Annotated in this window: 22 protein-coding genes and 1 pseudogene; 8 read left to right on the top strand and 15 right to left on the bottom strand. The window is 41.5% G+C overall.

The features are described 5' to 3' along the window. Nucleotides 1-346: 346 nt before the first annotated feature. The 6 genes and pseudogenes from G0Q07_RS04760 to G0Q07_RS04740 all read right to left on the bottom strand — a co-directional run bounded on the left by G0Q07_RS04760 (nucleotide 347) and on the right by G0Q07_RS04740 (nucleotide 6,648). The gene (locus G0Q07_RS04760) at nucleotides 347-1,528 is read right to left on the bottom strand and encodes an MFS transporter (RefSeq protein WP_163345009.1); all 1,182 of its coding nucleotides are present in this window, start codon (nucleotides 1,526-1,528) and stop codon (nucleotides 347-349) included. A 94-nt stretch (nucleotides 1,529-1,622) separates the two neighbouring features. Continuing rightward, entirely contained in the window at nucleotides 1,623-2,084 is a 462-nt protein-coding gene (locus G0Q07_RS20615; RefSeq protein ID WP_246223021.1) for a TQO small subunit DoxA domain-containing protein, read from the bottom strand. A gap of 78 nt (nucleotides 2,085-2,162) precedes the next feature. Further along, nucleotides 2,163-2,638 (bottom strand): annotated as a pseudogene (locus G0Q07_RS20610) (TQO small subunit DoxD); the annotation flags it as partial. Between the two features lie 59 nt (nucleotides 2,639-2,697). Continuing rightward, nucleotides 2,698-3,072, bottom strand: coding sequence for a hypothetical protein (locus G0Q07_RS04750; RefSeq protein ID WP_163345008.1), 375 nt, complete (start codon nucleotides 3,070-3,072; stop codon nucleotides 2,698-2,700). A 59-nt stretch (nucleotides 3,073-3,131) separates the two neighbouring features. Beyond that, nucleotides 3,132-4,139, bottom strand: a complete 1,008-nt coding sequence (locus G0Q07_RS04745) for a fatty acid desaturase (RefSeq protein ID WP_163345007.1) — start codon at nucleotides 4,137-4,139, stop codon at nucleotides 3,132-3,134. 127 nt (nucleotides 4,140-4,266) lie between these two features. Beyond that, on the bottom strand, nucleotides 4,267-6,648 hold the full coding sequence (locus G0Q07_RS04740; RefSeq protein ID WP_163345006.1) for a S9 family peptidase: 2,382 nt from the start codon (nucleotides 6,646-6,648) through the stop codon (nucleotides 4,267-4,269). Nucleotides 6,649-6,809: 161 nt separating this feature from the next. Here G0Q07_RS04740 and G0Q07_RS04735 point away from each other — a divergent pair, with 161 nt between their 5' ends. Both G0Q07_RS04735 and G0Q07_RS04730 read left to right on the top strand, forming a co-directional pair. Then, the gene (locus G0Q07_RS04735; RefSeq protein WP_163345005.1) at nucleotides 6,810-8,060 is read left to right on the top strand and encodes an aspartate kinase; all 1,251 of its coding nucleotides are present in this window, start codon (nucleotides 6,810-6,812) and stop codon (nucleotides 8,058-8,060) included. Nucleotides 8,061-8,225: 165 nt separating this feature from the next. Next, on the top strand, nucleotides 8,226-9,539 hold the full coding sequence (locus G0Q07_RS04730; protein ID WP_163345004.1) for an efflux RND transporter periplasmic adaptor subunit: 1,314 nt from the start codon (nucleotides 8,226-8,228) through the stop codon (nucleotides 9,537-9,539). A 74-nt stretch (nucleotides 9,540-9,613) separates the two neighbouring features. Here G0Q07_RS04730 and G0Q07_RS04725 read toward each other — a convergent pair whose 3' ends face one another. After that, the gene (locus G0Q07_RS04725) at nucleotides 9,614-10,735 is read right to left on the bottom strand and encodes a carboxypeptidase-like regulatory domain-containing protein (protein ID WP_163345003.1); all 1,122 of its coding nucleotides are present in this window, start codon (nucleotides 10,733-10,735) and stop codon (nucleotides 9,614-9,616) included. A gap of 375 nt (nucleotides 10,736-11,110) precedes the next feature. Between G0Q07_RS04725 and G0Q07_RS04720 the strand changes: the two genes are divergently transcribed. Continuing rightward, complete coding sequence (locus tag G0Q07_RS04720; protein ID WP_163345002.1) at nucleotides 11,111-11,767, top strand: hypothetical protein; 657 nt, start codon at nucleotides 11,111-11,113, stop codon at nucleotides 11,765-11,767. A 290-nt stretch (nucleotides 11,768-12,057) separates the two neighbouring features. On the opposite strand, the gene G0Q07_RS04715 is transcribed toward G0Q07_RS04720, so the two are convergent. The 8 genes from G0Q07_RS04715 to G0Q07_RS04685 all read right to left on the bottom strand — a co-directional run bounded on the left by G0Q07_RS04715 (nucleotide 12,058) and on the right by G0Q07_RS04685 (nucleotide 19,528). Continuing rightward, complete coding sequence (locus G0Q07_RS04715) at nucleotides 12,058-12,813, bottom strand: redoxin domain-containing protein (RefSeq protein ID WP_163345001.1); 756 nt, start codon at nucleotides 12,811-12,813, stop codon at nucleotides 12,058-12,060. A 285-nt stretch (nucleotides 12,814-13,098) separates the two neighbouring features. Then, complete coding sequence (locus G0Q07_RS04710; protein ID WP_163345000.1) at nucleotides 13,099-13,848, bottom strand: carboxypeptidase-like regulatory domain-containing protein; 750 nt, start codon at nucleotides 13,846-13,848, stop codon at nucleotides 13,099-13,101. 145 nt (nucleotides 13,849-13,993) lie between these two features. Beyond that, a complete protein-coding gene (locus G0Q07_RS20605) occupies nucleotides 13,994-15,364 on the bottom strand; it encodes a class I tRNA ligase family protein (RefSeq protein WP_262887992.1) in 1,371 nt (456 codons plus the stop codon). Continuing rightward, nucleotides 15,354-15,989, bottom strand: a complete 636-nt coding sequence (locus tag G0Q07_RS21000) for a class I tRNA ligase family protein (RefSeq protein WP_262887991.1) — start codon at nucleotides 15,987-15,989, stop codon at nucleotides 15,354-15,356. Before G0Q07_RS21000 ends, G0Q07_RS20605 begins: the two co-directional genes overlap by 11 nt. Further along, on the bottom strand, nucleotides 15,965-16,381 hold the full coding sequence (locus tag G0Q07_RS04700; RefSeq protein WP_246222984.1) for an endonuclease domain-containing protein: 417 nt from the start codon (nucleotides 16,379-16,381) through the stop codon (nucleotides 15,965-15,967). The genes G0Q07_RS21000 and G0Q07_RS04700 overlap by 25 nt, the downstream gene beginning before the upstream one ends. A 28-nt stretch (nucleotides 16,382-16,409) precedes the next feature. Further along, entirely contained in the window at nucleotides 16,410-17,078 is a 669-nt protein-coding gene (locus G0Q07_RS04695) for a class I tRNA ligase family protein (RefSeq protein WP_246222983.1), read from the bottom strand. A gap of 292 nt (nucleotides 17,079-17,370) precedes the next feature. Continuing rightward, nucleotides 17,371-18,822, bottom strand: coding sequence for a NupC/NupG family nucleoside CNT transporter (locus tag G0Q07_RS04690; protein WP_246222982.1), 1,452 nt, complete (start codon nucleotides 18,820-18,822; stop codon nucleotides 17,371-17,373). Between the two features lie 112 nt (nucleotides 18,823-18,934). Then, nucleotides 18,935-19,528: a bifunctional nuclease family protein gene (locus G0Q07_RS04685; protein ID WP_163344999.1), complete on the bottom strand. Its 594-nt coding sequence runs from the start codon at nucleotides 19,526-19,528 to the stop codon at nucleotides 18,935-18,937. Between the two features lie 205 nt (nucleotides 19,529-19,733). Between G0Q07_RS04685 and G0Q07_RS04680 the strand changes: the two genes are divergently transcribed. The 5 genes from G0Q07_RS04680 (at nucleotide 19,734) to G0Q07_RS04660 (ending at nucleotide 24,578) form a co-directional block, all read left to right on the top strand. Further along, nucleotides 19,734-20,555 (top strand): hypothetical protein, encoded by an 822-nt coding sequence (locus tag G0Q07_RS04680; protein WP_163344998.1) that lies wholly within the window; start codon nucleotides 19,734-19,736, stop codon nucleotides 20,553-20,555. Between the two features lies 1 nt (nucleotide 20,556). After that, on the top strand, nucleotides 20,557-21,156 hold the full coding sequence (locus G0Q07_RS04675; protein ID WP_163344997.1) for an HVO_A0114 family putative DNA-binding protein: 600 nt from the start codon (nucleotides 20,557-20,559) through the stop codon (nucleotides 21,154-21,156). A 96-nt stretch (nucleotides 21,157-21,252) separates the two neighbouring features. Next, nucleotides 21,253-21,762: an RNA polymerase sigma factor gene (locus G0Q07_RS04670; RefSeq protein ID WP_203532673.1), complete on the top strand. Its 510-nt coding sequence runs from the start codon at nucleotides 21,253-21,255 to the stop codon at nucleotides 21,760-21,762. Then, complete coding sequence (locus G0Q07_RS04665) at nucleotides 21,759-22,505, top strand: hypothetical protein (protein WP_163344996.1); 747 nt, start codon at nucleotides 21,759-21,761, stop codon at nucleotides 22,503-22,505. Before G0Q07_RS04670 ends, G0Q07_RS04665 begins: the two co-directional genes overlap by 4 nt. 51 nt (nucleotides 22,506-22,556) lie before the next feature. Further along, entirely contained in the window at nucleotides 22,557-24,578 is a 2,022-nt protein-coding gene (locus G0Q07_RS04660) for a transglutaminase-like domain-containing protein (RefSeq protein ID WP_163344995.1), read from the top strand. Nucleotides 24,579-24,580 lie beyond the last annotated feature (2 nt).

Below are 24,580 nucleotides of genomic sequence, written 5' to 3'. Positions count from 1 at the left end.
TTTTCTTGTGCACAGTGCATAGTTGGTGGTACAAAACGCATTTTGACCGGGCATCTGCCACGTGGGCCTATAAAATTTTTCGTTTTAGAGGGCCATCCGCTTAAACCACGCGAAAGGATTCGCGCGGCAGCGAAGCCGCGGTGCAGTAACAAATGCCCGCCAAGCAGCGCCACCGGCCCCCGGCAGGGATTGCAGCGGTAGCTTGCCGCAGTGTTTGGCTTGTGACACCTGGCAGTTGGGAGCGACCACAGGGAGCTACCCCACTGCCGTTGGTGGAACTGCCAAACACGGTGGCAACTTTAGCGGAAAGCCCGGCTGCCGGCAAAATAGAACCAGGAATTGGTTATTATTCGCTTGTTGTTTTTTTCGTATGTACGGTGGCAAAAATGATGATCATCATGAGCAAAGCCATAATTGCCCCCGACAGGAAACTGGCCTGCAAACCGCCAATCGCATAAAAGACCCCCACCATTAGCGGCCCAAAAGTTTGTCCGCCACGCAGCACCATCGAGTTTAGCGACATAAATGCCGCCCGCTCGTTAATAGCCGCATAGCCAACCAGCATATTTTGAATGGACGGAATGGTAATGCCGTGCCCAAAACCAAAAACGATAACAGCCACACTCAACATCATATAGCTGTTGGCATTAATCATTAACAACGAAGCCACCATATAAAACGCACTGCCAATTATCAGTTGCCGTTTTTGCCCCAGCAATCGGTTAAGGCGTGCCAGTTGCGAACTCATAATAGCCGTTGTAATCGACATCAGCGACATCATCAGCCCGATACGTGAAGAATCGGCGCCCAGGCGTTTTTCCATCAGCAGTGGGAAATACGTAAGGAAGGTACCGTATAAAATCAGAAATAAAATAAAGTTTACGGCGAAAAGTCCCCAAACCGTTCGCTGATTAATCGTAAGCCATACGCGTCCAAAATAGGAACGTAGTTTTGCTTTATTTTTGGGCTCCGGATTATTCAGCCCTTTCATTACCCAAATGCCCAGCGGAATGGCCAGAATAGGCAAAGCAAAAATATACTGCCACCCAAAAATGGCAATAACCCCGCCAAGCGCCGGGTACGATGCAGTAGCAATACTCAGCACACTGGCATTATAGCCCATTACTGCGGTACGTTTCTTACCATCGAAAAGATCGCCAACCAGCGTAATATTCATACTTGATAAGGAACTGGCACCAACTCCCTGCAAAAACCGAAGTGCCAGCAACGAGTAGAATCCAGGTGCAAACATACAGGCAAATCCTGCAAATCCGAAAATAAACAAGGAGGGCACCAACACCACTTTTCGGCCATAACGATCGGCTAAAATTCCGGTAAAAGGCGTTAGAAAAATACCGGGCAACGTAAAGGCAACTATCAGCCAACCTACTTGTTGCGGACTGATATCGAAATAGCGGATAATATCGGGGAAAGCGGGAGTAATACTTGCCACACCCATCATGGCAATAAGGGTTACGCCAAAAATGAAATAGATGTTTTTATTGTGAAAGACAGATTTTTCAGTCATAGTAACTCGATTGCTTGATGCTAAAAGTAGTAAAAATGCATGGCTAAACAGTGATAGCATGACTTAGAGTCATACTATCACTTAAGCTATAATTTTAGAGCTGCACTTTGCTCTCCCACTCCAGGCCACTAATGTCGATAAGTTTCAATGTGTATGCGTTTCCCGCATGTATGTTGATGTTACTCACGTTTAAAGCCAAATCGGCTTTTGCTCCCAGCGGAACAATCAAACTGTGTTTCCCCGGTTTTACTTTGGTTACGTAGTGGTTAAGAATCTGGTCGGCCGGAAACGTGGCTAATTCTTCGCCTGTTTTTTCCAACACTATATTTCCATTCTCATCGCTTAGCTGAATCCCGATCAAGAACGAACCATACACATCCACGCCTTCGGTTCGGTAAATTTCAAACTGAAGGATGTTATTTTCAATATTGGCATCGCTGATTTCAATTTTAGGTTTTACTGATTTGTTGTGCAATTTCCCGTACAATCCACCATGAAAAACCTGGTTGGTAAACAGCGTTAGAAACAAAATTCCCAGCGAGCCAACAAGCACCATGGGTTTTATATTCTTTATCGGAAGTTCGCCCGAACCCAGCCAAACAAACCACCGGCTTTGTGTGAATTTGAGTTTCTTTTTCAACACCAACTGATCGAGCGAATAGGCACCGCTGCCACTAAAAAACAAGGTAAAACCGGCAGCAATTCCCAGTACCCCGATTTGCCATTCATCGAGGCAGGTGGTTCCAATCCAACCTGAGCCCAGCAGAATTCCAGCAGCCAGGCCAAAAACGCCAACACTCATTAATCGGGTAAAAAATCCCAGCATTATAAACAGCCCGACAATGGCCTCTATAATTGTGAAAACCACCATCGCCCCCACAACTGCTCGGGATGGGTGACCAGGTGTTCGATTATGGGTTTTATTCCCAAAGCGTTGGGCAGAAAGTGATTGAATTTTTCGCCGATGTAGGCAGCCCCTTCCGGGTCAAGTTTATCGACAAGTACCACACGGCGCCAAAAGGCAGAAAAGTAAGTCCAGCCAACTACCAGACGGATTGCTAACGTGAAAAGTCCGGCAGTATTTGCCGACTTATTCGAATGAATATTCATTGTAAAATGATTTTACGGTTATTAAAAATGATTTGCGAAATGCGTTGGGGCAATGACTTTTACGCCATATCAAATTTTAACCGTTTAAAAAGGATGTAGAGCCGGATGTTTTCGGAAACAATTTCAGACTCTGGCAGCGATTTTTCAGTATCGATAGCTTGTTGCCAAACGAACTCAGCCCATTCATTGCTAGTTCGTAAAACTTTATGATCTGAATTGTAAAAATTACTGTTGATCTGATATCTGTCCGGCGATGTTTTGCAATGATTTTCAAAGTTCGGGGTTGTTCTGGTTTTATTTAACGGACGTTGGTAATCGGCTCCAATAGCTCTGAACACCGGTTCTTTTACCGAACACGATGCCAGCGAAAACAAGGCAACTACTACGAGTAATGCATGTTTTAACCAGTGAATGTATTGTTGAATGCGTACCATTAATATCGAAAAACAACGGAAGGTATAAATTGTTTGCTGCCTGATTTGTCCCGACGAATTTAGATTTCCTCAAATCCCACTAGTTTCTGTAGTTTCTCGTCCCATAAACGTAAGCGCATGGTGCGCAGACTTGCGCGAAAAGTAACCGGTTTTACCGCTCTGAAAATTTTATTCTCGGCATAAACTTTTGGCAAATTGTAGTTGGGTATGCGGGCATTAATATGATGGATATGATGAAAGCCTATATTCCCCGAAAACCATTGAAGCAGCTTGGGAAATTTCACAAACGAACTACCTTCGAGCGCCAGTTTTGTGTAGTTCCAATCGTTGCTCCTCACCCACGTTACATCCTCGTACTGGTGTTGCAGATAAAACAACCACAATCCGGCCATGCCAGCCATGTAGATTATAATGAACTGCAGGATGAGATAGGTGAAAAAACCGATTGCAAAACTCATCGCAACAATCAGGAGTACCAACACAATATTGGTGAGATAAACATTGTTTTTCTGTTTTTGTGTCATCCAGTCTTTTGTAAATCGGTTTTGAATAAGAAATACATAAAGCGAGCCAATGCCAAACATCGTAATCGGATGCCTGTACAAGCGGTAATACAGCCGCCTCTTTTTCGAACTGGCCAGGTACTCCTCTTTTGTCATAGTCCATACATCGCCAACACCACGTTTATCAAGATTTCCAACAGTGGCATGGTGTTTCATGTGCATGCTGTGCCATTTATCGTAGGGCGTAAATGCCAAAATACCAAACAGCATTCCTACATATCGGTTGGCCTTTTGTGATTTAAAAAACGAGCCGTGCCCGCAATCGTGAAAAATAATAAACAGACGAACCAGTAACCCGGCTGCAATAATTAACAGAGGTACGGTAAGCCACAACGAAACCGACAAACTATAAACCAGCAATATCCACACGCCAACGTACGGAATAAAGGTGTTAATAATTTGCCATACACTTTTTAAGGAATCAGGTTTTTGATAGGACGCCGAATTTTTTATAAAACTTTGCCACGGATTAGTTTGGGTTGTTTCTTTCTGCCCGGTATTCATTGATGTACTCTCCCATTGTTTATGTTCTATCCACTTAAACGAATATTCTACCCGAGAAGTTCAGCATATTTTCTACAAAACCAAAAGAGAAAGCCTGACTTGAGGTCAGGCTTTCTTTACAAGTCTATTATTTCAAAGTCTCTTCAAACAATTTAAAGATTCGTCGGTATTCGTCTGTCCAGCTGCTGGGTTCAACAAAACCGTGAGCTTCTACCGGAAAAACGGCCAGCTCCCAGTTTTCTTTACCCAACTCAATCAGCCGTTGCGTCAGGCGAACAATATCCTGAAATTGTACATTATCGTCAACCATTCCGTGGCACATGAGCAAGTTGCCTTGCAGTCCATCGGCAAAATTTATAGGCGAACTTTTTACGTAAGCAATACTGTCCTGCACTGGCGTATTCAGAATATTGGCAGTATAACCGTGGTTGTAATGTGCCCAGTCGGTTACCGAACGTAAAGCTGCACCGGCTGAAAAAGTTTCCGGCTCGTTAAACATGGCCATTAGTGTAATAAAACCACCATACGAGCCACCGTAAATACCAATTTTATCTGCCGAAACATTATATTTATCTACAAGCATTTTTGCACCGTCTACCTGATCCGACAGATCGAGTCCACCCATCCAGCGGTAAATTCCTGTTCGCCAGTCGCGGCCATAACCGGCACTTCCACGGTAATCAATATCCAGTACCGTATAACCGTTATCCACCAAAATATTATGGAATTGGTACTCGCGGAAATAGCTGCTCCACCATTTATGTGCATTTTGTAAGTATCCCGCGCCATGTACAAAAATTACTGCGGGCCCGTTTTGCTCGGGCGACTCAGGACGATATAAACGGGCATGAACTTCGGAACCATCGGCAGCATTAAAAGTAATGTACTCGGGCGTACGCCAGTCGTATTCATTAAACGCATCGGTGGTTGAATGCGTTAATTGAATGGCTTCTGCACCCGCTTTGTTCTCCTGCAAATAGAGTTCCCAGGGTTTATTGGCCTCGGAATGACGAATAGCCAAATATTTTTCGTCGGGCGAAAGTGTTACTTCGTTTCCGCCCTCCATTGAAGTTATCTGCGTGAGTTTTCCTCCCCATACCGGCATTTTGTACAAGTGTTTCACTCCCGGATGTTGTTTGTTGGCAATGAAGTAAAAGCTTTTTTTATCGTTCGAAATAGATGCCTCCGAAACTTCAAACTCGCCTTTGGTAAGCGTTGTTTTCTTTTTGGTTTTGCAATTTACAGCGTACAAATGCGAGTATCCCGACTCCTCAGAATGAAACCAAACCGACTCACCATCAGGCATCCAGCCAATACTTCCGGTTGACATGCCCCAGCCGCCAATTCCGGGTCCACCTATCCATGCCTCATCGCGCTGACGATCGAGTAATTCCAAATCGCCTGTTTCAGGGTTGAGCAGCATTATCCAGCGGTCTTTATTGTCTTGCGATAAAGCTACAACCACGGCCATATCTTCTGTTTCATTCCAGAGTGGCCCCAACAAATTCACATCACGATCTTCTATTTCTTCGTCTTCTTTTGGCATACTTTCTGGGTAATCACTCAGGTAATCAGGTAAATCTTTCAGACCGGGAATTTGTGTTTTATCGATCGATATCAGTTTGTTGTTCTTCACATCAAAAATGCCCATTTCAACCGATGCCTGCGGACTTCCCACTTTTGCGCGGGCATTTCGTTCTTCGGTATATCCCGATTCAGTAACATGATGTGTTACCGAAGTTGCTTTTGCATCGGCAGCTCGTTCATACAAACTATAACTAATGTAATCGCCTGTTGGGCTCAACGAAATATCCATCACCCGCTTTTTCCCGGTGTAGACCTTCAAAGGCTCGTCTACTTTCTCCATCTCCTGACGATTTTCGCGCGCCTTGCTTTTAGCTTCCCGTTCCTGCAAAACCACAAACAATTCTTTTTGCTGGTCTTCCAGCCATTTTGCCTGCCCTGTCGATGATTTGTCCTTTTTCTCATTCCCCGAAACAAAATTGGTGAGCTGTGTGATCAGCCCTGTTTCCGGATCGATGGTGAACAGGTTATTGTCTAAAGTGAAAGCTATTTTCGAATCACCTAAAACAAACTCGGGCGACGAAGCGCGATCAAACCACGCCGTTAGCTGCTTTTCTTTTCCGCTTTTAATATCCAGCAGAAAGAGATTGCCGTTTCGGGTGAATACTTTTTTTGACTTATCACTGTTGTAATCGCCGCGACGGCCGGGCAGTGTTTTTTTCTCATCCAAACTCACTTTCTCTATTTCTTCGCTTGATAATTCGTATGCATACAACGATTCGAGTGTGTCTTGCTCCGGATTCCACTGAAAGTAGATTTTTGCGCCATCTTCGCTCCAGCTGATATCGCTAGGCGAAGTGCCGATCCATTTGGCCGGATCCTGCATTATAGTTTCAATGGAAAGCGGACTTTTATTAAGTTGACTAACCTGACTAAATGCTGAAAAAGTGAACAGAATAAAAAATGACAGAATAAAATGTCTCATGATGTGCAGTTTCTTTTTAGTGTTTTTTTCGAAGGCATCTAAATTAACATTTTTAGTAAAATGATTTCCTATAAGAACTTGTATATTGTTAATTCAAAAAATATAGTTTTGCATGGTTAAACAGCTCGAAGCGCAGAGCTCAAAGCTTAAAGTCAATTTTTATGAAGGTATTTAAATTTGGAGGTGCATCGGTAAAAGATGCGGCCGCCGTGAAAAATGTTTTTGAGATTATTAAAAGTGAAAGTGGAAACCTTGCCGTTGTTATTTCGGCCATGGGAAAAAGTACCGACCTGTTGGAAACATTGATAAAAACATACTTCAACAACGACGACGAAAGATGGAATATCTTCAATAAATTTAAAAATTACCACCTTGAAATTATTAGCGATCTGTTTGGAGAAAAAGGGATGCCACAAGGTGTTTACGAACTGTTTACCGAGTTGGAACACAAATTAAATTCGCGGCCGTCGTACGATTTTAATTTTGAATACGACCAGATCATCTGCTTTGGGGAGCTTATTTCTACCCGAATTGTTAGCGATTACATTACCGCTACCGGACAAAAAAATACATGGATCGATATTCGCACCTGCCTGAAAACCGACGACACTTTCCGCGATGCCCGTGTTGATTGGGAATGGACCGGTGAACTGATCCGCGATGAATTCAACTTCTCCGACACCGAGTTATACATCACCCAGGGGTTTATCGGCTCCACAACCACCAACCTCACAACTACTTTAGGGCGCGAGGGATCGGATTTTACGGCTGCCATTATCGGTAGCTCGTTAAAGGTTGAGAGCGTGTCGATATGGAAAGACGTACCGGGAGTTTTAAGTGCCGATCCTAAAAAAATGAGCGACACGGTAATGATTAACGAACTGTCGTATAAAGAGGCCGTGGAGATGACGCACTCGGGAGCAAAGGTAATTCACCCAAAAACCATGCAGCCACTACACAACGAGGGGATTCCGCTGCTGGTAAAATCGTTTGTTGAGCCTCAAAATCCGGGCACTGTTATTCATAAGATCGATCATAAAATTGAGCTGCCTCCTATTTTTATCCTAAAAGAAAACCAGGTGCTGATTACACTTTCAGCATTGGATTTCTCGATCATCTCAATCAGCGATATTGAGCGGGTGGTAAAATTTCTGATGGAAAAACTGATCAAGGTTACGCTAATGCAACAATCGGCCATCGACCTAAACATTGTTGCCGATGCATCGGACGAAAACCTGGTGGAGATCTTCAGCGAACTTTCAACAGATTACAATATTAGATACAACACCGATCTTACGCTGGTAACCATCCGGCATTACACCGAAGAAGTGCTCGATTGGATGGTAAAAGAAAAGGATATTTACCTGGAACAGCACAGTCGTTTAACGGCGCGGATGCTGATTAAAGAATAAATAATTCATACTACATCCAAAATTCCCGGCAACCGATATGTTTCGGTTTTGCGTAACTTCAGGAATTGCTTTTGGAAGCGAATGGACTTTAAATGTAAAGGAATCGATTTTTCTTGTAATTTTAGAAGCCAATTTATTACCTATAAACAAAAATAGCTGACTAAAATGAAGCAAAAAAAGACATTACCTTATATAATTGGAATTGCTGTTGTAATTATGATTGTGCTCATTGTGGGCAAAAAGCAAGGATGGCTGGGCAGCGATGTTAGCGTAAAAGTGTCAACCGAAACAGTGGAAAGTAAAACCATTACCGAGTTTATAACAGCCAACGGGAAAATTCAACCTGAAACCGAGGTAAAAATCAGCCCTGATGTGGCCGGTGAAATCGTTGAATTACATGTTGAAGATGGCGATGCCGTTGAGCGCGGAAAACTCCTTTGCGTGATAAAACCCGAAATGTATGTTTCGGCAGTAAACCGATCCGAGGCAGCGGTAAACTCGTCGAAAGCCAGACAGGCACAGGCCGAGGCACAACTAATTGAAAACGAACTTTCGTACAAACGCTCCAAACAATTGTATGAAAAAGGTACCATTCCGGTTTCGCAATTCGAATCGGCAGAAGCAGCATATAAAGTTGCCCAGGCCGAAGCTCGTGCTGCGCAATATTCAGTATTGAGTGCACAGGCATCGCTTGATGAAGCAGAAGAACAGCTGATAAAAACAAAAATTTACGCACCCATTACCGGAACCATCTCGGCACTGAATGTGGAAAAAGGCGAACGCGTGGTAGGAACCAGCATGATGGTGGGAACAGAAATGATGACCGTTGCCGACCTGAACAAAATGGAAGTACAGGTTGAAGTTAACGAAAACGATATTGTAAAGGTAATGAAAGGCGACACTGCCCTGGTAGAAGTGGACGCTTACCTGAACCGCAAATTTAAAGGTATTGTTACCGAAATTGCCAACTCGGCAAGTGTTACGGGTACCAGTTCCGACCAGGTAACCAACTTCGATGTAAAAGTACTTCTGCTAAAAGATTCTTACGAAGATCTGATCGATTCGGAGAACGGTAACCGCTATCCTTTCCGTCCGGGAATGTCGGCCACTGTTGATATTCTTACCGAGACACGTGAGAATGTGATCTCTGTGCCTATTTCAGCAGTGACCACCCGTATTAAAAAAGCAGATGGAGGCACTAAGGAAGTCGACGCCGATTCGGAAAATTCTTCGGACGAAGAAAACACTGTCCAGCGCGATGAAAAACAAGAAGTGGTTTTTGTATATACCGATGGCCGTGTGATGAAAACTGAAGTGGAAACCGGAATTCAGGATAACAACAGCATTGAAATTCTGAAAGGAATTAAGGAGGGCGACGAAGTAGTTACTGCTCCTTATACTATTATTAACCGTACGCTGAAAGACAGTATGCTGGTTAAACAAGTAAACGCAGACGATTTGTTTACATCTGAGGACTAAAGACATCTCCATATAAACAAAAACAGGGTTGCGAATTAAATCGTAACCCTGTTTTTATTTTTGCCAATATTAATTTACTCACCCGGGAAATAGTCGCGTGAATCAATAACAGTAAGATTATTGGTGTGTGCACGCTTCATTTCCAATACCGATTGTTGGGAGAACTTTTCGCCTTTGTACGAATAAGTTTTATCCAGCGCCACACGTTTTAGCAATAAATTGTCGTAATCCACTTCAAAAGTATAAAGTACATCGGTATAAAAATCATTATTGCTTTCTCCTATGGCCAACGCACGGCTTTGTCGATTGTTTTTTGGAGCTACTGCCTGACCTACAATTTTCAATATAGAATAGTCTTCCTTTTTAATAGTGATCTTCCCTTTAAAAGTGCCGGCGTAATAGTCGCCGGTAGTTGTCAATGACGGAACTCGTGGGCTAAAAGAAATAAGCCAGTATTCTTTTCCGTTGATAACCGGCTGGCTTTCCAATGTTAACTGATAATTGCCTAACAAGGCCGGGCTCAAAATACCCGATGCCGAACGCACCCAGTCAAATCCAAGCAAATCATCGAGGTTTATTTGTGCGCTTGAAAAACGGTAATCATCGTCGCTCTGCTCTTTGTTCACCAAGTAATTTCGTGCTTTAAAAGCATCAGCTTTCGAAGGATGTGTATATCCGGTTTTATCGTAGAGCATTACCTTTGCAATTTGCGGTGCTTTCACCTGTCCGTTAACCGCTGTTTCGTTCGAATAGGCAAAGTGCATGTTAAAAGGCCCGGAGCCGTAGTTGTATTTAATATTTTCGGAAGCCATACGTAAAATACGGATCAGTACTTTATTTTGTGCGGCAACATCAACCTCATCAACACCGTACGACTGCGATTCAAGTTTTACCACTGCAAACTCTTTCGCAAAAAGATCTTTTACCGGAAACTGTTTGTTGGTAAATCCCACCGCCGAAAAGTATATATCTTTCTCCACCATATCTTCAGGAATCTTTAATTCAAAATTTCCCTCGCTATCACTGGCAGTGCCAAAAAAAGTACCTTCCAAACCAATATTTGTGTACGAAACCGGACGATTTGTATTGGCATCAACCACCTTTCCTTTAATGGTGTGTGCCACCTTTGAACCATTCTGCCCCAGCGTTGTAAGGGCTAAACAAACTGTAAAAATGAATATAATTGTTTTCTTCATGACCATCAATTTTAAAAAATAAAAGTAAGAAATAAATACCATTCCTACCTAGTTAAACGTTGTTAACCTGAATTCGGCATTAAAATGTTTTCACAGAAAGTCATAATTGCGTCAGATTTGTATTTAAAATCCTGCAGTACTAACGGGTTATTTCAAAGAATTTTAAATGCAAAGATGGCGGAAGAAGGACTTTTGGCTTTGCTCTTTTTGCCATAAACTTCCCCCGATTTTCTTGCATTATCCCGATAGTACTTCGAAAACCGGTGAAAGTTTCTAACTATAAATAGCTAAAGCTGTGAACTATTTTAATATCGAACTCAGGCTTTATACCCAATTATTATTGTGTATATTTGTTTTGAACATAAAAAGAGTATTATGAGTAGGAAATATATCGTTCTTGTTATCAGTGTTGTATTAATTGGACTAACATCGTGTGTTTCAAAAAAGAAATACCTTGAAATGGAAGCCGGCAGATTACAAGCCGAAGAACTTTCGCGAAAACTTGATGCCGAAAACAATGCCAAGGCCGAACGTATTAAAGTTTTGATTGCCGATTTTGAAGCGATGAAAAACGAATTGATGGAAAGTAATGCCATGAAAGAACAGGACATTGCTAACTTGAAAAAAGAAATGGCTGTGCTGAATGAAGAATTAAACAGCAAACAGGAATCGTTGCAGGAAACCAGTTTTAACCTCGATTTTGAAAAACAACGCTTAACCAACGCCTTAGAAAGTAAAGAAGCGTCAGTTCAATCGTTGCAAAACGAAGTAAGCACACTGGAAAGCGAAGTTTCTGAAAAGAACTCTGCGATCGACCAAAAGAACTTTCAGATAAACAGGCTAAACGAAGAAGCCAAGGTCCTGGAAGGCAAAATAAAAGCCGGAGAGAAAGACCTTGAAAACTTGCAGGGACAACTTGAAAATGTACGTTCGGAAACGCAGCAGTTACAAAATCAGTTAAAAGAAAAAGACGAACAAATTACCAAACTGTCTAATCAGGTTAAATTGCTGAAAGATCAGATTGGTAACTAATTCCTTTTTGCCTTCTTTTCTGAAACACTTACAAATAATTAAGCTAATTTTTAACAAACAAAATAAGCATTTGCTTGTTAAGGAAAATTACAATAGTGAACCAGTTCTAACTGTGTTTATTATTTGATTGCAAAAATAATGAAAGGTTAACTCTTTCATTGGGAAGCCTGGTCACCACCGGGCTTTCTTTTTTAATAAAAATTTCTGGGGGAGAAAAAAGGTACCTGCAAACGCAAATACCTTTTTTAGTGTTCGGACTTTAACATTCTTCTATGAAAAAATTGCGTTTCCTAGTCTTTCTCACTTTCAACCTTAACAGTTGCACCTTTTACGTTTTCGAACCACATTCGGTCGCCCACCATATAATACCTATCCGATAATTCAGGATTGGCTTCCAATTCTGCGGTTGTATAAGGGTGGTAAGGAACAATAACATCGTCCCCGTTTTGCCAGTTAGCAGGAGTATAAACAAATTTCGATTTTGTAAGTTGTAATGCTTCTACTATTCGAACATACTCATTCATGTTTCTTCCAACTTCTACCGGATAGAAATTTACCGAACGAACGATGTTTTTATCATCGATAATAAAAACTCCTCTGATATCGCGATTGGTACTTGTTGGATCATGCAACATACCATAAAGTCGCGAAGTTATACCATCAGGATCTTCAATAAGCGGGAACTCAATATCTATTGTTCCTCTTTGTTTGTAGTCAAGGTCTTCAAGATGTGCTTTCCACATGGTATGTAACTCTACATTATCTGTAGATATTACTGCTACCTTAACGCCAAGTTTTTTGAACTCTTTTTGTAAGTGTGCCAATTCGAGTAATTCGGACGAACATACCGGAGTGAAATCGGCCGGATGACTAAAGAGAATCTTCCAATTATCCCCAAAATCATTTGGAAAAGTAATCTTCCCGTTTGTTGTGTTTGCACTAAATTTAGGAGCTTTTGATCCTATTAAGGGAATTTTGTAATCGCCTGCTACAGCGACTCCCATGGCCAGAACAATGACCACTAAAATAAACATTAATCGTTTCATAACTTTGAATATTAAATGATTGCAACACGAATTTACAACCATTCAAATCCATAAGGTCATGCTGAATAACATGTTTTGAATGTGATTCGAAACATTGCGTTTGATGCTTCGTCAACACTAAACACTCTTAATAATCAATTTGGAAGTAAATACAAATATTTGGTTTCATTTTAAAGATATTAATGCCTTTTTATATTTAATATAAAAGATGAAAGAAAAAAAAGAAAAATACTTAATTGTTCTTTATTAACAAGTCATTGATCATTTGTCGAATTTTTCGTTCAATTATTCTAAATCATAATCCAGCTTAAACAATTCGTAATACTGCACAATCGACTCCCTAACCTGATATTCGGTGGCGGTATAAGGGAGCACATTTTGTCCGTTAAACCACATCATAAAGGTATCGGCGTATACTTCATTCAATCCGGTAAGTTTCATTACCATTTCCTTATTGTAGTTTTCCGAGTGCATTTCCCAGTTTTTCATCATCGCCATGTCTTCTCGCACCTTTCGTTTGCGTTTTTCGCGCTTACCGTAATATTGTGCAAATGATAAGGGACTTAAAAGTGCGGCGAGAACAGGTGGTTTTTCATTAAATGCATCTCCTCTCAGGGTTGGGTCAAGATCTGTTGGATTTCCATGATCAAAATATTCCAGCTGCTGCGCCTTACCTTCAACTGTAACTTCTCCAACGTTATAAAGTACAGGATCGATGTAAAAAGTAAGCATTTCGTAGCCAGTGTAATAGGATGGCACTTTCAGAATAAAGGTTTTAAACCCCACCGAAGTAATTTCAAGCGAATCGATGTTAAGCATTTCAAGTGTAAAAATACCCTCGCCATTGGTGATTGTTCCGCTGTGTGTGCGATGATTAATTATGTTGGCATAAGGAACTGCTGAACTATCGGAAGAACTCAATATTTTTGCCTTCAGCTCTATTAACATCGGATCTACCGGATATTCCTCGTCCTGCGCCCAACCAGAAAAACAGGTAAAAACAATTAACAGCAGTAGTAAATATTTATACATCATTGCGTAGTTCTATTCGTTCCACAAATCTATGCAAAAGAATTTAACACTATTGAAGATAACACTATTTAACTGGTTTTTAACAGATGTTAAGGAGGTATAGAAATAGTCATAGCATGACTTAGAGTCATACTATGACTAAATTAATTTATTTCATTGAAGCGATGCGTTCTTCCAATACTTTAATATTGGCTTCAGCATCGGCCTGTTTTGCTTTTTCTTTGGCAACTACCGCTTCGGGCGCATTATTTACAAAACGTTCGTTGCTCAGTTTTTTCATTACTGAATTCAGGAATCCTTTGGCGTATTTCAATTCCTCCTCCAATTTTTCCAACTCTTCTTCCACATCAATAAATCCTTCAAGCGGAATGTAAAAGTTAGTTGATTTTACCCGGAACGAGGCTGCACCTTTAACTTCCTCTTCAACAGCTGTCAAATCAGTTAGATTACCCAACTTAATAAGAATACTATTGAATTTAGCATCAAAACCTTTATCGCCTTTTTGCACTGAAAGATCAATCGCATCTTTAAAGGCAATATTTTTGTCTTTACGAATTTTACGAATTCCCGATACCGCTTCTTTTACATCTTCAAAAGCTGCAAGCAATGCCGCATCGTAGTTTGTATCTGCAGGCAACTGACTGATCATGATACTTTCATCTTCTTTTCGCTCGGTAAGCAACTGCCAGATTTCTTCAGTAATAAACGGCATAAACGGGTGCATTAGTCGCAACATCTGGTCGAACAGCTCCACAACTTCGGCGTAGGTTTTCTCATCAATCGGTTGTTGATAGGCAGGTTTTACCATTTCAAGCAACCACCCCGAGAATTCGTCGCGAACAGTTGTGTAAACCGTCATCAAAGCTTCCGAGATTCGGAAACCATCAAACTGTGTATTTAAAGTTTCCACCACCTGAGCCAGTTTATTTTTAAACCACTCGATGGCCAGTTTCGAATGTTCCGGTTGTTCGATATCAAAAGATACTTCCCAGTTTTTCACCAGGCGGAAAGCATTCCATATTTTTGTTGAGAAACCTGCTCCCTGTTGCGGCAGTCCTTCGTCGAACAATAAATCGCCACCTGCAGGAGAACAAAGCAACATTCCCACACGAACACCGTCGGCACCGTATTTGGCGATTAAGTCCAGCGGATCGGGCGAGTTACCCAGCGATTTCGACATTTTACGGCGTTGTGCATCACGCACCATTCCGGTAAAATATACGTTTTTGAACGGGAAATCGTCGCGGTACTCGTAACCGGCAATAATCATACGTGCTACCCAGAAGAAAATAATATCGGGAGCAGTTACCAAATCGGAACTTGGATAATAATAGTTTACCTCTTCGTTTTCCGGTTCGCGAATGCCATCGAAAACCGCTATTGGCCACAACCAACTCGAGAACCAAGTATCCAATGCATCTTCGTCTTGTTTCAAAGAGAAGCCTCCCCCTTCCCCTCCAAGGGAGGGGTGTTTAGCTACTGCAAGTTTCCGGGCCTCCTCCTCCGTTTCAGCTACCACGTAGCCCCAATTCCCTCCTTCGGGGGACTTTGGGGGCTTCTATATAATACACCGGAATTTGGTGGCCCCACCACAACTGGCGGCTAATACACCAGTCTTTGATGTTGCCCATCCAGTGCTTATAGGTATTTTTAAATTTCGGAGGATGAAACGCAATGGTGTCGTTCATCACATTCTCCAACGCCGGTTTTACCAGTTCTTCCATTTTCAGGAACCACTGCGCCGATAGTTTTGGCTCAATAATTACATCGGTACGCTCCGAGAAACCAACTTTATTGGTATAGTCTTCTATTTTAGCCAGATTTCCTGCCTTCTCCAATTCTGAAACAATTTTATCGCGAACATCAAAACGATCTTCACCAACAAACATCTCCGCCTTTTCATTCAGCGTTCCGTTGTCGTTAAAAATATCGATGGATGGCAGGTTATATTTCAGGCCAATTTCATAGTCATTTATATCGTGGGCAGGTGTAATTTTCAAACATCCGGTACCAAACTCCATGTCAACATATTCGTCCTCAATAATCGGGATTGAACGGTTGATCAGCGGCACCAAAACACGTTTTCCTTTCAGGTGGGCAAAACGCTCATCGTTTGGATTTACACATACGGCCGTATCGCCCAAAATCGTTTCAGGACGAGTAGTTGCGATTGTAACGAAGGCCCCTCCGACTCCCCCGTGGGGGGAGAGCTAAGAAGTGCTCTCTGGATAGAGTCCATTACAGCATCTATATTTACAAGTACTTCTTCATTTGTAAACCGAATAACTTTATATCCTAACTCATTTAGAATATCAGTTTTAAGCTGATCTAATTCCTGGATTTCAGGTTTATTGTGATATCCTCCATCAACTTCAATTACCAGCTTTTTATCCAGACAAACAAAATCCACAATAATATCATTGATTATATGTTGTCTTCTAAACTTGTCGCCTAATTTCTTTGCACGAACCATTTTCCACAAAGCACTTTCTGCTTCTGTAGAGAACTTACGAAGTTCTTTCGCATTTTTCTTCAACAGTTCATAATCTGCTTTGCGTGCAGTTTTATATAGCGGCTGTTTGTCCTCCCCCTCGGGGAGTCAGAGGGGCTTCGTCTTCTTCAATTTTATAATTCAGGTAATACAGTTTTCCCTGCATTTCTTTGTAGATCACTTCCTCATCAGAAAGTGCAGTTTTAGCTGCCGGGTCCCAGTTTACCATGCGTACACCGCGGTAAATCATTCCTTTGTTGAACAGGTCGACAAAAACTTTGATTACCGATTCGCTGCGGGCTTCGTCCATGGTAAAAGCTGTACGATCCCAGTCGCACGAGGCACCCAGTTTTTTAAGCTGCTCGAGGATAATGCCACCGTGTTTATCGGTCCATTCCCAGGCATGTTTCAAGAATTCATCGCGCGAAAGATCATATTTATCAATTCCTTCAGTATTTAGTTTATTTACCACTTTGGCTTCGGTAGCAATCGATGCATGGTCGGTTCCCGGCACCCAGCAGGCATTTTTACCGGTCATGCGCGCACGGCGGACCAGAATATCCTGAATGGTATTGTTAAGCATGTGCCCCATGTGTAACACACCGGTTACGTTTGGTGGTGGAATTACAATTGTATAAGGTTCACGCTCGTCGGGTGTTGAATGGAAATAGTTGTTATCCATCCAGTATTTGTACCATTTATCTTCAACCTCGGCGGGGTTGTACTTGCTCGGAATTTCCATTTGACTCATTTTGAAATATCTAGCTAAAAATTTGAGGTGCAAAAGTAACATTAAAAGTTTAGAGTTCAATGTTCAGAGATCAGAGTTTGGCGTGCTGCACCAGAATAAGGATAAAAAGTAACAATCTTTTATTCCGATAAACTGAAAATCGCTGTTGTTCAGTTCACTTCCACCATGCTGAACCAGTAAAAAAACAGTGGATTATTTGCTTTTAAAAACAAAACATAGCACTGTGATTGCTTTATTCGCAGTTGGTTTACTTTTCCAAAGTATTAATTAACATGTTTTTATATTACCCGAGAATCATACCAATAATAGTTGCCGACATCAACGAAGCCAGTGTTCCGGCCAGCAATGCACGCATTCCGTATTGCGACAACAACACCCGGCGTTTTGGTGCCAGGGCTCCAATTCCACCAATTTGAATTCCGATTGATGAAAAATTAGCAAAACCACATAATATATATGTCGCCATAATAATCGACTTGCTCTCGGTAAATGCACCGGCAGCTTTTAAATCTGCCAAAGATACATAACCAATAAATTCGGTTAGAATCAGTTTCTCACCCAATAAACGACCAACTACTGCAATATCTTCAGGACACACTCCAATTAACCACATAATTGGCGAAAACGTATAACCCAAAATAAATTGCAGCGAAAGCTCTTCATATTTACCATTGGTAACGTTGGCAATTAAATCGTTGAGGTGTGTCCACGCTCCTACCTTAGTAAAAATAAAATTGAACATGGCAATAAAAGCAATAAAAGCCAAAAGCATTGCTGCAACGTTCACGGCTAATTTTACACCTTCGGTAGTTCCATTTGTAATCGCATCAAGCACATTACTTCCAATTTTATCGCGGTTTACTTCAATGGTTTTGTTAATCGCTTCGGTGGGCGGTACCAGCATTTTTGAAAATACAATTGCCGCAGGTGCAGCCATTACTGATGCCGTAAGCAGGTGCTTGGCAAACTCGAGCCTAAGCTGAGGATCATCGCCGCCAAGGAGTGCAATATAAGCCGCCAAAACTCCTCCGGCAAGTGTTGCCATTCCACCGGTCATAACCAGCAGAATCTCCGATTTGCTCATTTTATCAAGATAGGCTTTAATCATCAGCGGCGATTCGGTTTGCCCAAGAAAAATATTCCCGGCTACCGAAAGAGCTTCTGCACCTGAAATCCGAAGAACTTTGGTAAACACCCACGCGAGTCCGTACACAATCTTTTGGATTATTCCCCAGTAAAACAACAAACTGGTTAAGGCTGAAAAGAAGATAATGGTTGGTAACACCTGGAAAAGAAAAATATAACCATAGGTATCGGCATCCATCAGATCGCCCAAAAGAAAAATACTCCCCTCTTTGGTAAAGTCGAGGACCTTAACGAATATCTTTCCAAAAAATGCAAAACCAGCCTCCACAATAGGCACATACAAAACTCCCAATGCCAATAAAATCTGCATTAACAGACCAATTCCAACTGTTCGCCAGGGAATATTGCGGCGATCAGAGCTAAAAAGAAAACCGACAAAAACCAATACAACCATTCCTAACAATCCCCGAAAAAGGGTCATAATTGAGAAAGGCGTTTGTCGTTCCTTTGCCAAAAGAATATTTGAAGTATCGGTTTGTTGTGATGCCGCGTCGGCTGCCGCAAGTACTGTATCTCCGGCATGTGCCGCTAACGGTTGCAAAAAGAAAATGCCGGTAATTACTACCAGCAACAACATTATGCGTTTCATATTAATATATTTCTCTTTTTTTTCACCCCTATCCCTTCTTCGCAGCGATTGTCCCCCAAGGGGACAGGAGCCCAACGGGCGACAGGGGTGATTTTTGAACTCCATAATCGATTTATTTCTCTCGTTTATTTAATTCATCGCGTATTATCGATGCCTTTTCATAATCCTCTTCCGCAATGGCCTCATTCAGCAGCTCCTGTAGATCGCTGGTTGAGTACTGCGCATAAGAAGAGCCTACTATTTCTGTTTCATCTTCATCCATCATACTGCGCACCGGAGAGTTTTCATCATCGGTCTCCAATACAATTCCGGCTTTCTGCAGAATTTCTTCCGCAGTATAAATCGGACACCTGAAACGCAGCGCCAAAGCTACTGCATCTGATGTTCGCGAATCTATCCGAACCTCTTTGCCGTTCATCTCACACAATAGCTCCGAATAAAATATGCCTTCTTCCAACTTGTATATGGTTACTTCCAGCAGGGCAATATCAAAAGCCAGAGCCATATTTTTTATTAAATCGTGGGTAAGTGGGCGCGGAGGTTTTAATCCTTCTAGCTGAATGGCAATCGCCTGTGCTTCAACCGGTCCGATAATAATAGGGATTCTACGTTCACCTTCTTCTTCTGCCAACACCAACGCGTAAGCCCCTGATTGGGTTTGGCTTACCGATAATCCTAAAATGTTTAAGCGTATTTTTTTTTGCATACTAACGTTTGCCCTGTATCTTTTTTTCGATGCAAACAAATATAACAATCATTTTGGTTATGTTGGTAATTATTAAAAATGATTTATTGCAAGACTAATCTATGCTGAACAACATCATCGTAGGTCTTGACAAACAGGCTGAAAAGGTATTAACTTTGTATAGTTCATATTTTTTGTAGTATTTATTAACTAAAGTATTCAGGCCATGAAAAAGTTAAAAGCAGACAGAGGTATACAAGGATTGGTTCCGGCCATCATCTCACTTGTAATCTTCTTCTTATGTTTCATTTTTTTCGATCTCAGAGTAGCTTTTACAGCGCTGGGGATCCTGATTCTATGTTATTCACTGGCATTCGGATTCTGGTCGTTTTATAAAACAGGCAATTATTATATGCTGGTGAGCGCTTTTTACCTGCTATCGTTAGGTGGGGTAATGTTATTGATGAAAGTACCTGAAAGTCTAAATGCACCGGTCCCCCAACTCCCCAATGAATTCAAAGCGGTCCTGGTGTTTTTTTATCTTTTGTTGTTTTGGTTAATCTATGGAATGATTACCAAACGATTTAATTACCGGGGGCGTGAAGTGCTGGAATTGGCAGCATGGGATGTAGACGAAGGCCCTGAATCATATACAGAGCGGCCACGACCTGCAGGAGTAGTCGAATACTCAAAATACGATATTATTGATTTCACCAATTACCTGAAACGCATTATGGTTGGAATGACCTACCAGGAAGAAAACAGGGTGTTGATTGTTCCCATAAAGTACGGACATGAGTGGGCTGCTTTGTACAACCCTAATTTTAATTACCTCGAAAAAACCTGGATCGCTTTCAATTTCGACGGACAGGTATCGGTGCATATTTCGCGAAAAGATTACCTCGATTACAAAGAAGATCTCGCATTCGATCACCTTTGCGAATCGATGGGAAAGTTGTTTATCACCTTTGCCGATTTTTATATGCGGGGCGATAAAGTGAGAATTTTAGACCGGTTGAATTCGGTTAAACTTGGAATATTTTCATAACATGAACTTTGAAGACGCTGCCAGATTTGGCACATACATATCAAAAAATTATTCGAAAGATATTTTCAGGCTTTTGAACAATTACCGCGACATTTCGGCGTCGGAAGCTGCATCGCGACTGGGCATGCACATACAAACCGTTCAGGATTTCCTGGAAGCCATGGCCAGTTTGGGAATCGTCTCAAAAAAAGAAACCATTGAACGCAAACGCCCTTATTTCCGCTACACATTGGAGAAACAAAAAATTGCCTTTGAAATTGATTTACTGGAAGAGTTGAGAAATTTCGGCGACAGAAGTTTGGAGCAATCAAAAATTCGCGAAAAAAGAAATGCCGGTGTACGTTTCTCGCTCGCCCGTAATGGGCAGTACTTTAGCAATCTTGCTATTTGGGTTGGCAAAGGGCGCGAACGGTCTGAAAAGAAAATCAATCTTACTACCGCACAGGGGAAGTTCCTCTATAATTTACCATTCCCCGATGGTGAACATCTGTCTCTTGAAGAGATTCGGGTAAAAGCCGGTGTTGAACCGGAGCATATGCCCGAAATCAAAGATCTGGTTGAAGATCTCATTCAATACAAAGTTATTGAAGTTATTGGCTGAGGAAGTAGTTGAAGAAATTCCCGGCGTCCAAAACTTTTTCTAAAAAAAATGTAGTTTTTCTCGTTTCGTTGCGACCAACAAAGTGAAACAAAAAAAATGAAAGTGCTGAGATCAAAGAAAAAGGAATTCAGTGAATTGATCGAAAAATACCAGGCGATCATTCATAAAGTCACAATGGTTTATACCAATGGGCCGGCCGACCGCGAAGACCTTTTTCAGGAAATCTGCCTGCAGCTATGGAGATCGTATCCAAATTTCAGGGAAGAAGCAAAATTCAGTACCTGGATGTACCGGGTAGCGCTGAATACAGCAATCAGCGATGTGCGGAAAAAGAATAAGGATCTTCATTTTGAACAGCTGCGCGACAACGATCGTATGGAAACGGAACCTTCTGACGAGAAGGAACAAATGAAACTACTTTACCGGGCTATTTCAAAACTCAACCGGATTGACAAAGCGCTAATTCTGCTTTGGCTCGAAGAAAAAAGTTACGACGAGATAGCAGCGATTATGGGGACAACTAAAGGCAATGTAAGCGTGAAACTGGTGCGCATAAAGCGGAAGCTGGAAGAACTGGTTTCAGAAACAGAAAAGCAAGAGTCATGAACAAAAACGACGAAAAATTAAAAGCTATGTGGAACAAAGCAGAAACCCTGATGGAAGCTTCGGATTACAAAAGCTCGTCCATCGAACAATTTATTTCGGGACGCTCGAACGATACGACACAAAAAATAAAGAATATAATTATTTTAGATCTGGTTTTGAAAGCACTCGCACTATGCGTGCTGGCCATAGACTTTGTTCTTTATTTTGGTACTACCAACGTAATGTCAGTTACGGTTGCAGGAATGGTATTACTTATTCCTTTAATTTTCATGCAATACAAAATGTTGAACCGCTTTTCCGAGGCTGCTGACAACGGACAAAACACTCGCGACAAGCTGGCTTACATGCTCACTTACCTAAAAACAAAGTTCTTTACTACTCTACTTTCCGTATCGGGCACTTACCTCTTTGGCTTTATCGCCGGATCGTTGGTTTATTTTTACACTGCCTACGGTTATGTGCGACCGCTCAACGGTGTAGATTTTGTGGTATTTCTAACTTTTATCCTTATAGGTATTGCTCTTAACTTCTTTGTTAACCAGGGACAGGTAAAATACCACATTAAACACCTCGAAATCTGTTTGAATGATCTAAATGACAAAAACCTGGAACTGGTTTCTGAAAACATTGAACTACAACGAAAACGCGACCGGTCCAATAAAATACTGTTGGCATTGGTTCTTGTTACCGGAATTCTACTGCTTGTTATTGTACTTAAAAACATCGGTTTTATTGTCAAATAAACCGAACGAGGAACAGTGAACGTACTGTTCATCAACCAAAAATTTACTGCCATGAAAACAATAAAAACCATAAGTTGGCTATTGCTGTCTACTTTTTTATGGATAGCAGCACCTGGGCAGAGCCTAAACGACATGCCGAAAAAAATGACTTACGCCGTTGAGATAAGCGGTGTACTTTGCGGCTATTCTGAGATGTCCATAACTTCTACTGAAAAAGATGGCCGGAAATTATTAAGCGTAAATACAGAAGCGTTCGTAAAACAGCGTGCACTGGGCGGAAATGTGGAGTTAATCATTACAGAGAATGTATTAATTACACCTGAAACAGAACTCCCCGTTTTTGTTGAACAGCGTTTTAAAACCAGAGCCGAGATCTACTCGTGTGCCACATTTAACAACGGTGTTGCTTATTATACTGCCGTTGTAGGAGGAAAACCTCGGGAAATCCAATTACCCAATGGTGTAATTTTAGAGAATACACTCTCCTACCCCCATTTAATGAACGATTTTATTCAGGGAAATGCAGCAACAAAAGAATACAGGGTTTTCGATATCCAGAGTGGGGATATAATATCGAAAACCTATGAAAGGATCGGTGAAGAAAAACTGGAACTGGCGGGAGCCAATTATAATACAATTGTATTAGAAGAATTCAATCATCAAACAGGTACTACTGCAAAATTCTGGCTGGATAAAGAAAACAGTCGCGCGTTAAAAACCGAAGGTTCAAACCGGCTCATTTACCTTGCCGACGAATCCATAAAAAAGAGCATTCAGGTTGTTGATGTCGATAATTTGCTTTTTGCCCGGGTAGATAAGGTTATCGCCAATGTTCACGCTATTTCTTCCATGAGAATTGAAGCAACCATACAATCAGAAGGAGAAGTCATTACAGCGAAGAACTTAAATTTTCCGGGGCAGAAATTCGAAGGAACTGTAAGCAATAATTTAATTGAAGGAGTATTTGAAGTTGACCGACAGCATTACACAGGAGAAAATGCCCCACCTTTTCCACCGAAGTTTGCTGATGAAAAACTTAAAAAATACCTTGAACCGGAAAGACTGATTGAATCGGATCATCCCGTTTTAGTTCAGGAGGCGGAACGTATTACAAAAGATTCAAAAGATGCCTGGGAAGCAACCGTTAAACTCAGCACATGGGTTGGCGAAAATATTATGGCAGCTATTCCGGGCGGCACATCAGCCATTAATACTTACAATACCCGCGAAGGAGAATGCGGCTCCCATTCGCGATTACTGACAGCTTTTTGCCGTGCGGTTGGCATTCCGGCTCGCCTTTCAATCGGATGCATGTACATTTCATATGCCGGTGGTTGCTTTTACCAACACGCCTGGACAGAGGTTTATATGGGCGATGCCGGATGGGTAGCTGTTGATGCGACTGCACACGAGTTTGATTTTGTAGATGCCGGACATATCAGGTTGGGTGAAAAAACTTCCTTCAATCCGAAAGCCATGAAAATTCTGGACTATCAAATGGAGAACGCAATGGTTGATAATACCGTTCCTGATGAATACAAAAAATACCTCGGCAATTACCTGTTTGAAGAACGAAACAGCATTTTTAAGATTCTCTACCAAGATGGAAGTCTCGCTGTTGATATTCCCAATGCACAAGTGCTGGCACTTAATCCACCCGATGAAAACGGGGTGTTTTATCCAACGGTATCCAGGCAACTGAATTTTTCTTTCGGAAAAGACATCTATGGGAATATTTCTATCATGAAATTGCAACAGGTAATTCCTTTAGGTAAAAAGTTTGAACAGGACAGCATTGCCTCTGAAGTGCCAAACGAAATAAAACCACTTGTTGGAAATTACTGGCTGGCACAGGCACAGGCCGATTTTAAAGTAATTTATGAAAACGGAGTACTGGCATTCGTAAATCCTATCGCGAATGAAACAGTAACACTAACAACGCAAACCAATACCGGTTTATGGAAGGATGAAGTCGGCAAAAATGAAGTTGAGTTTGTAAGAAATGATAAAAATGAAGTTGTTAGAATGCTGATATATGTAAGCGTTTATTTGAAAAAACAAATTGAACTTTAAAA

The sequence above is a fragment of the Draconibacterium halophilum genome (assembly GCF_010448835.1).
GTDB classification, from domain to species: Bacteria; Bacteroidota; Bacteroidia; order Bacteroidales; family Prolixibacteraceae; genus Draconibacterium; species Draconibacterium halophilum.
This window is presented reverse-complemented; position numbering and strand designations above follow the sequence as displayed.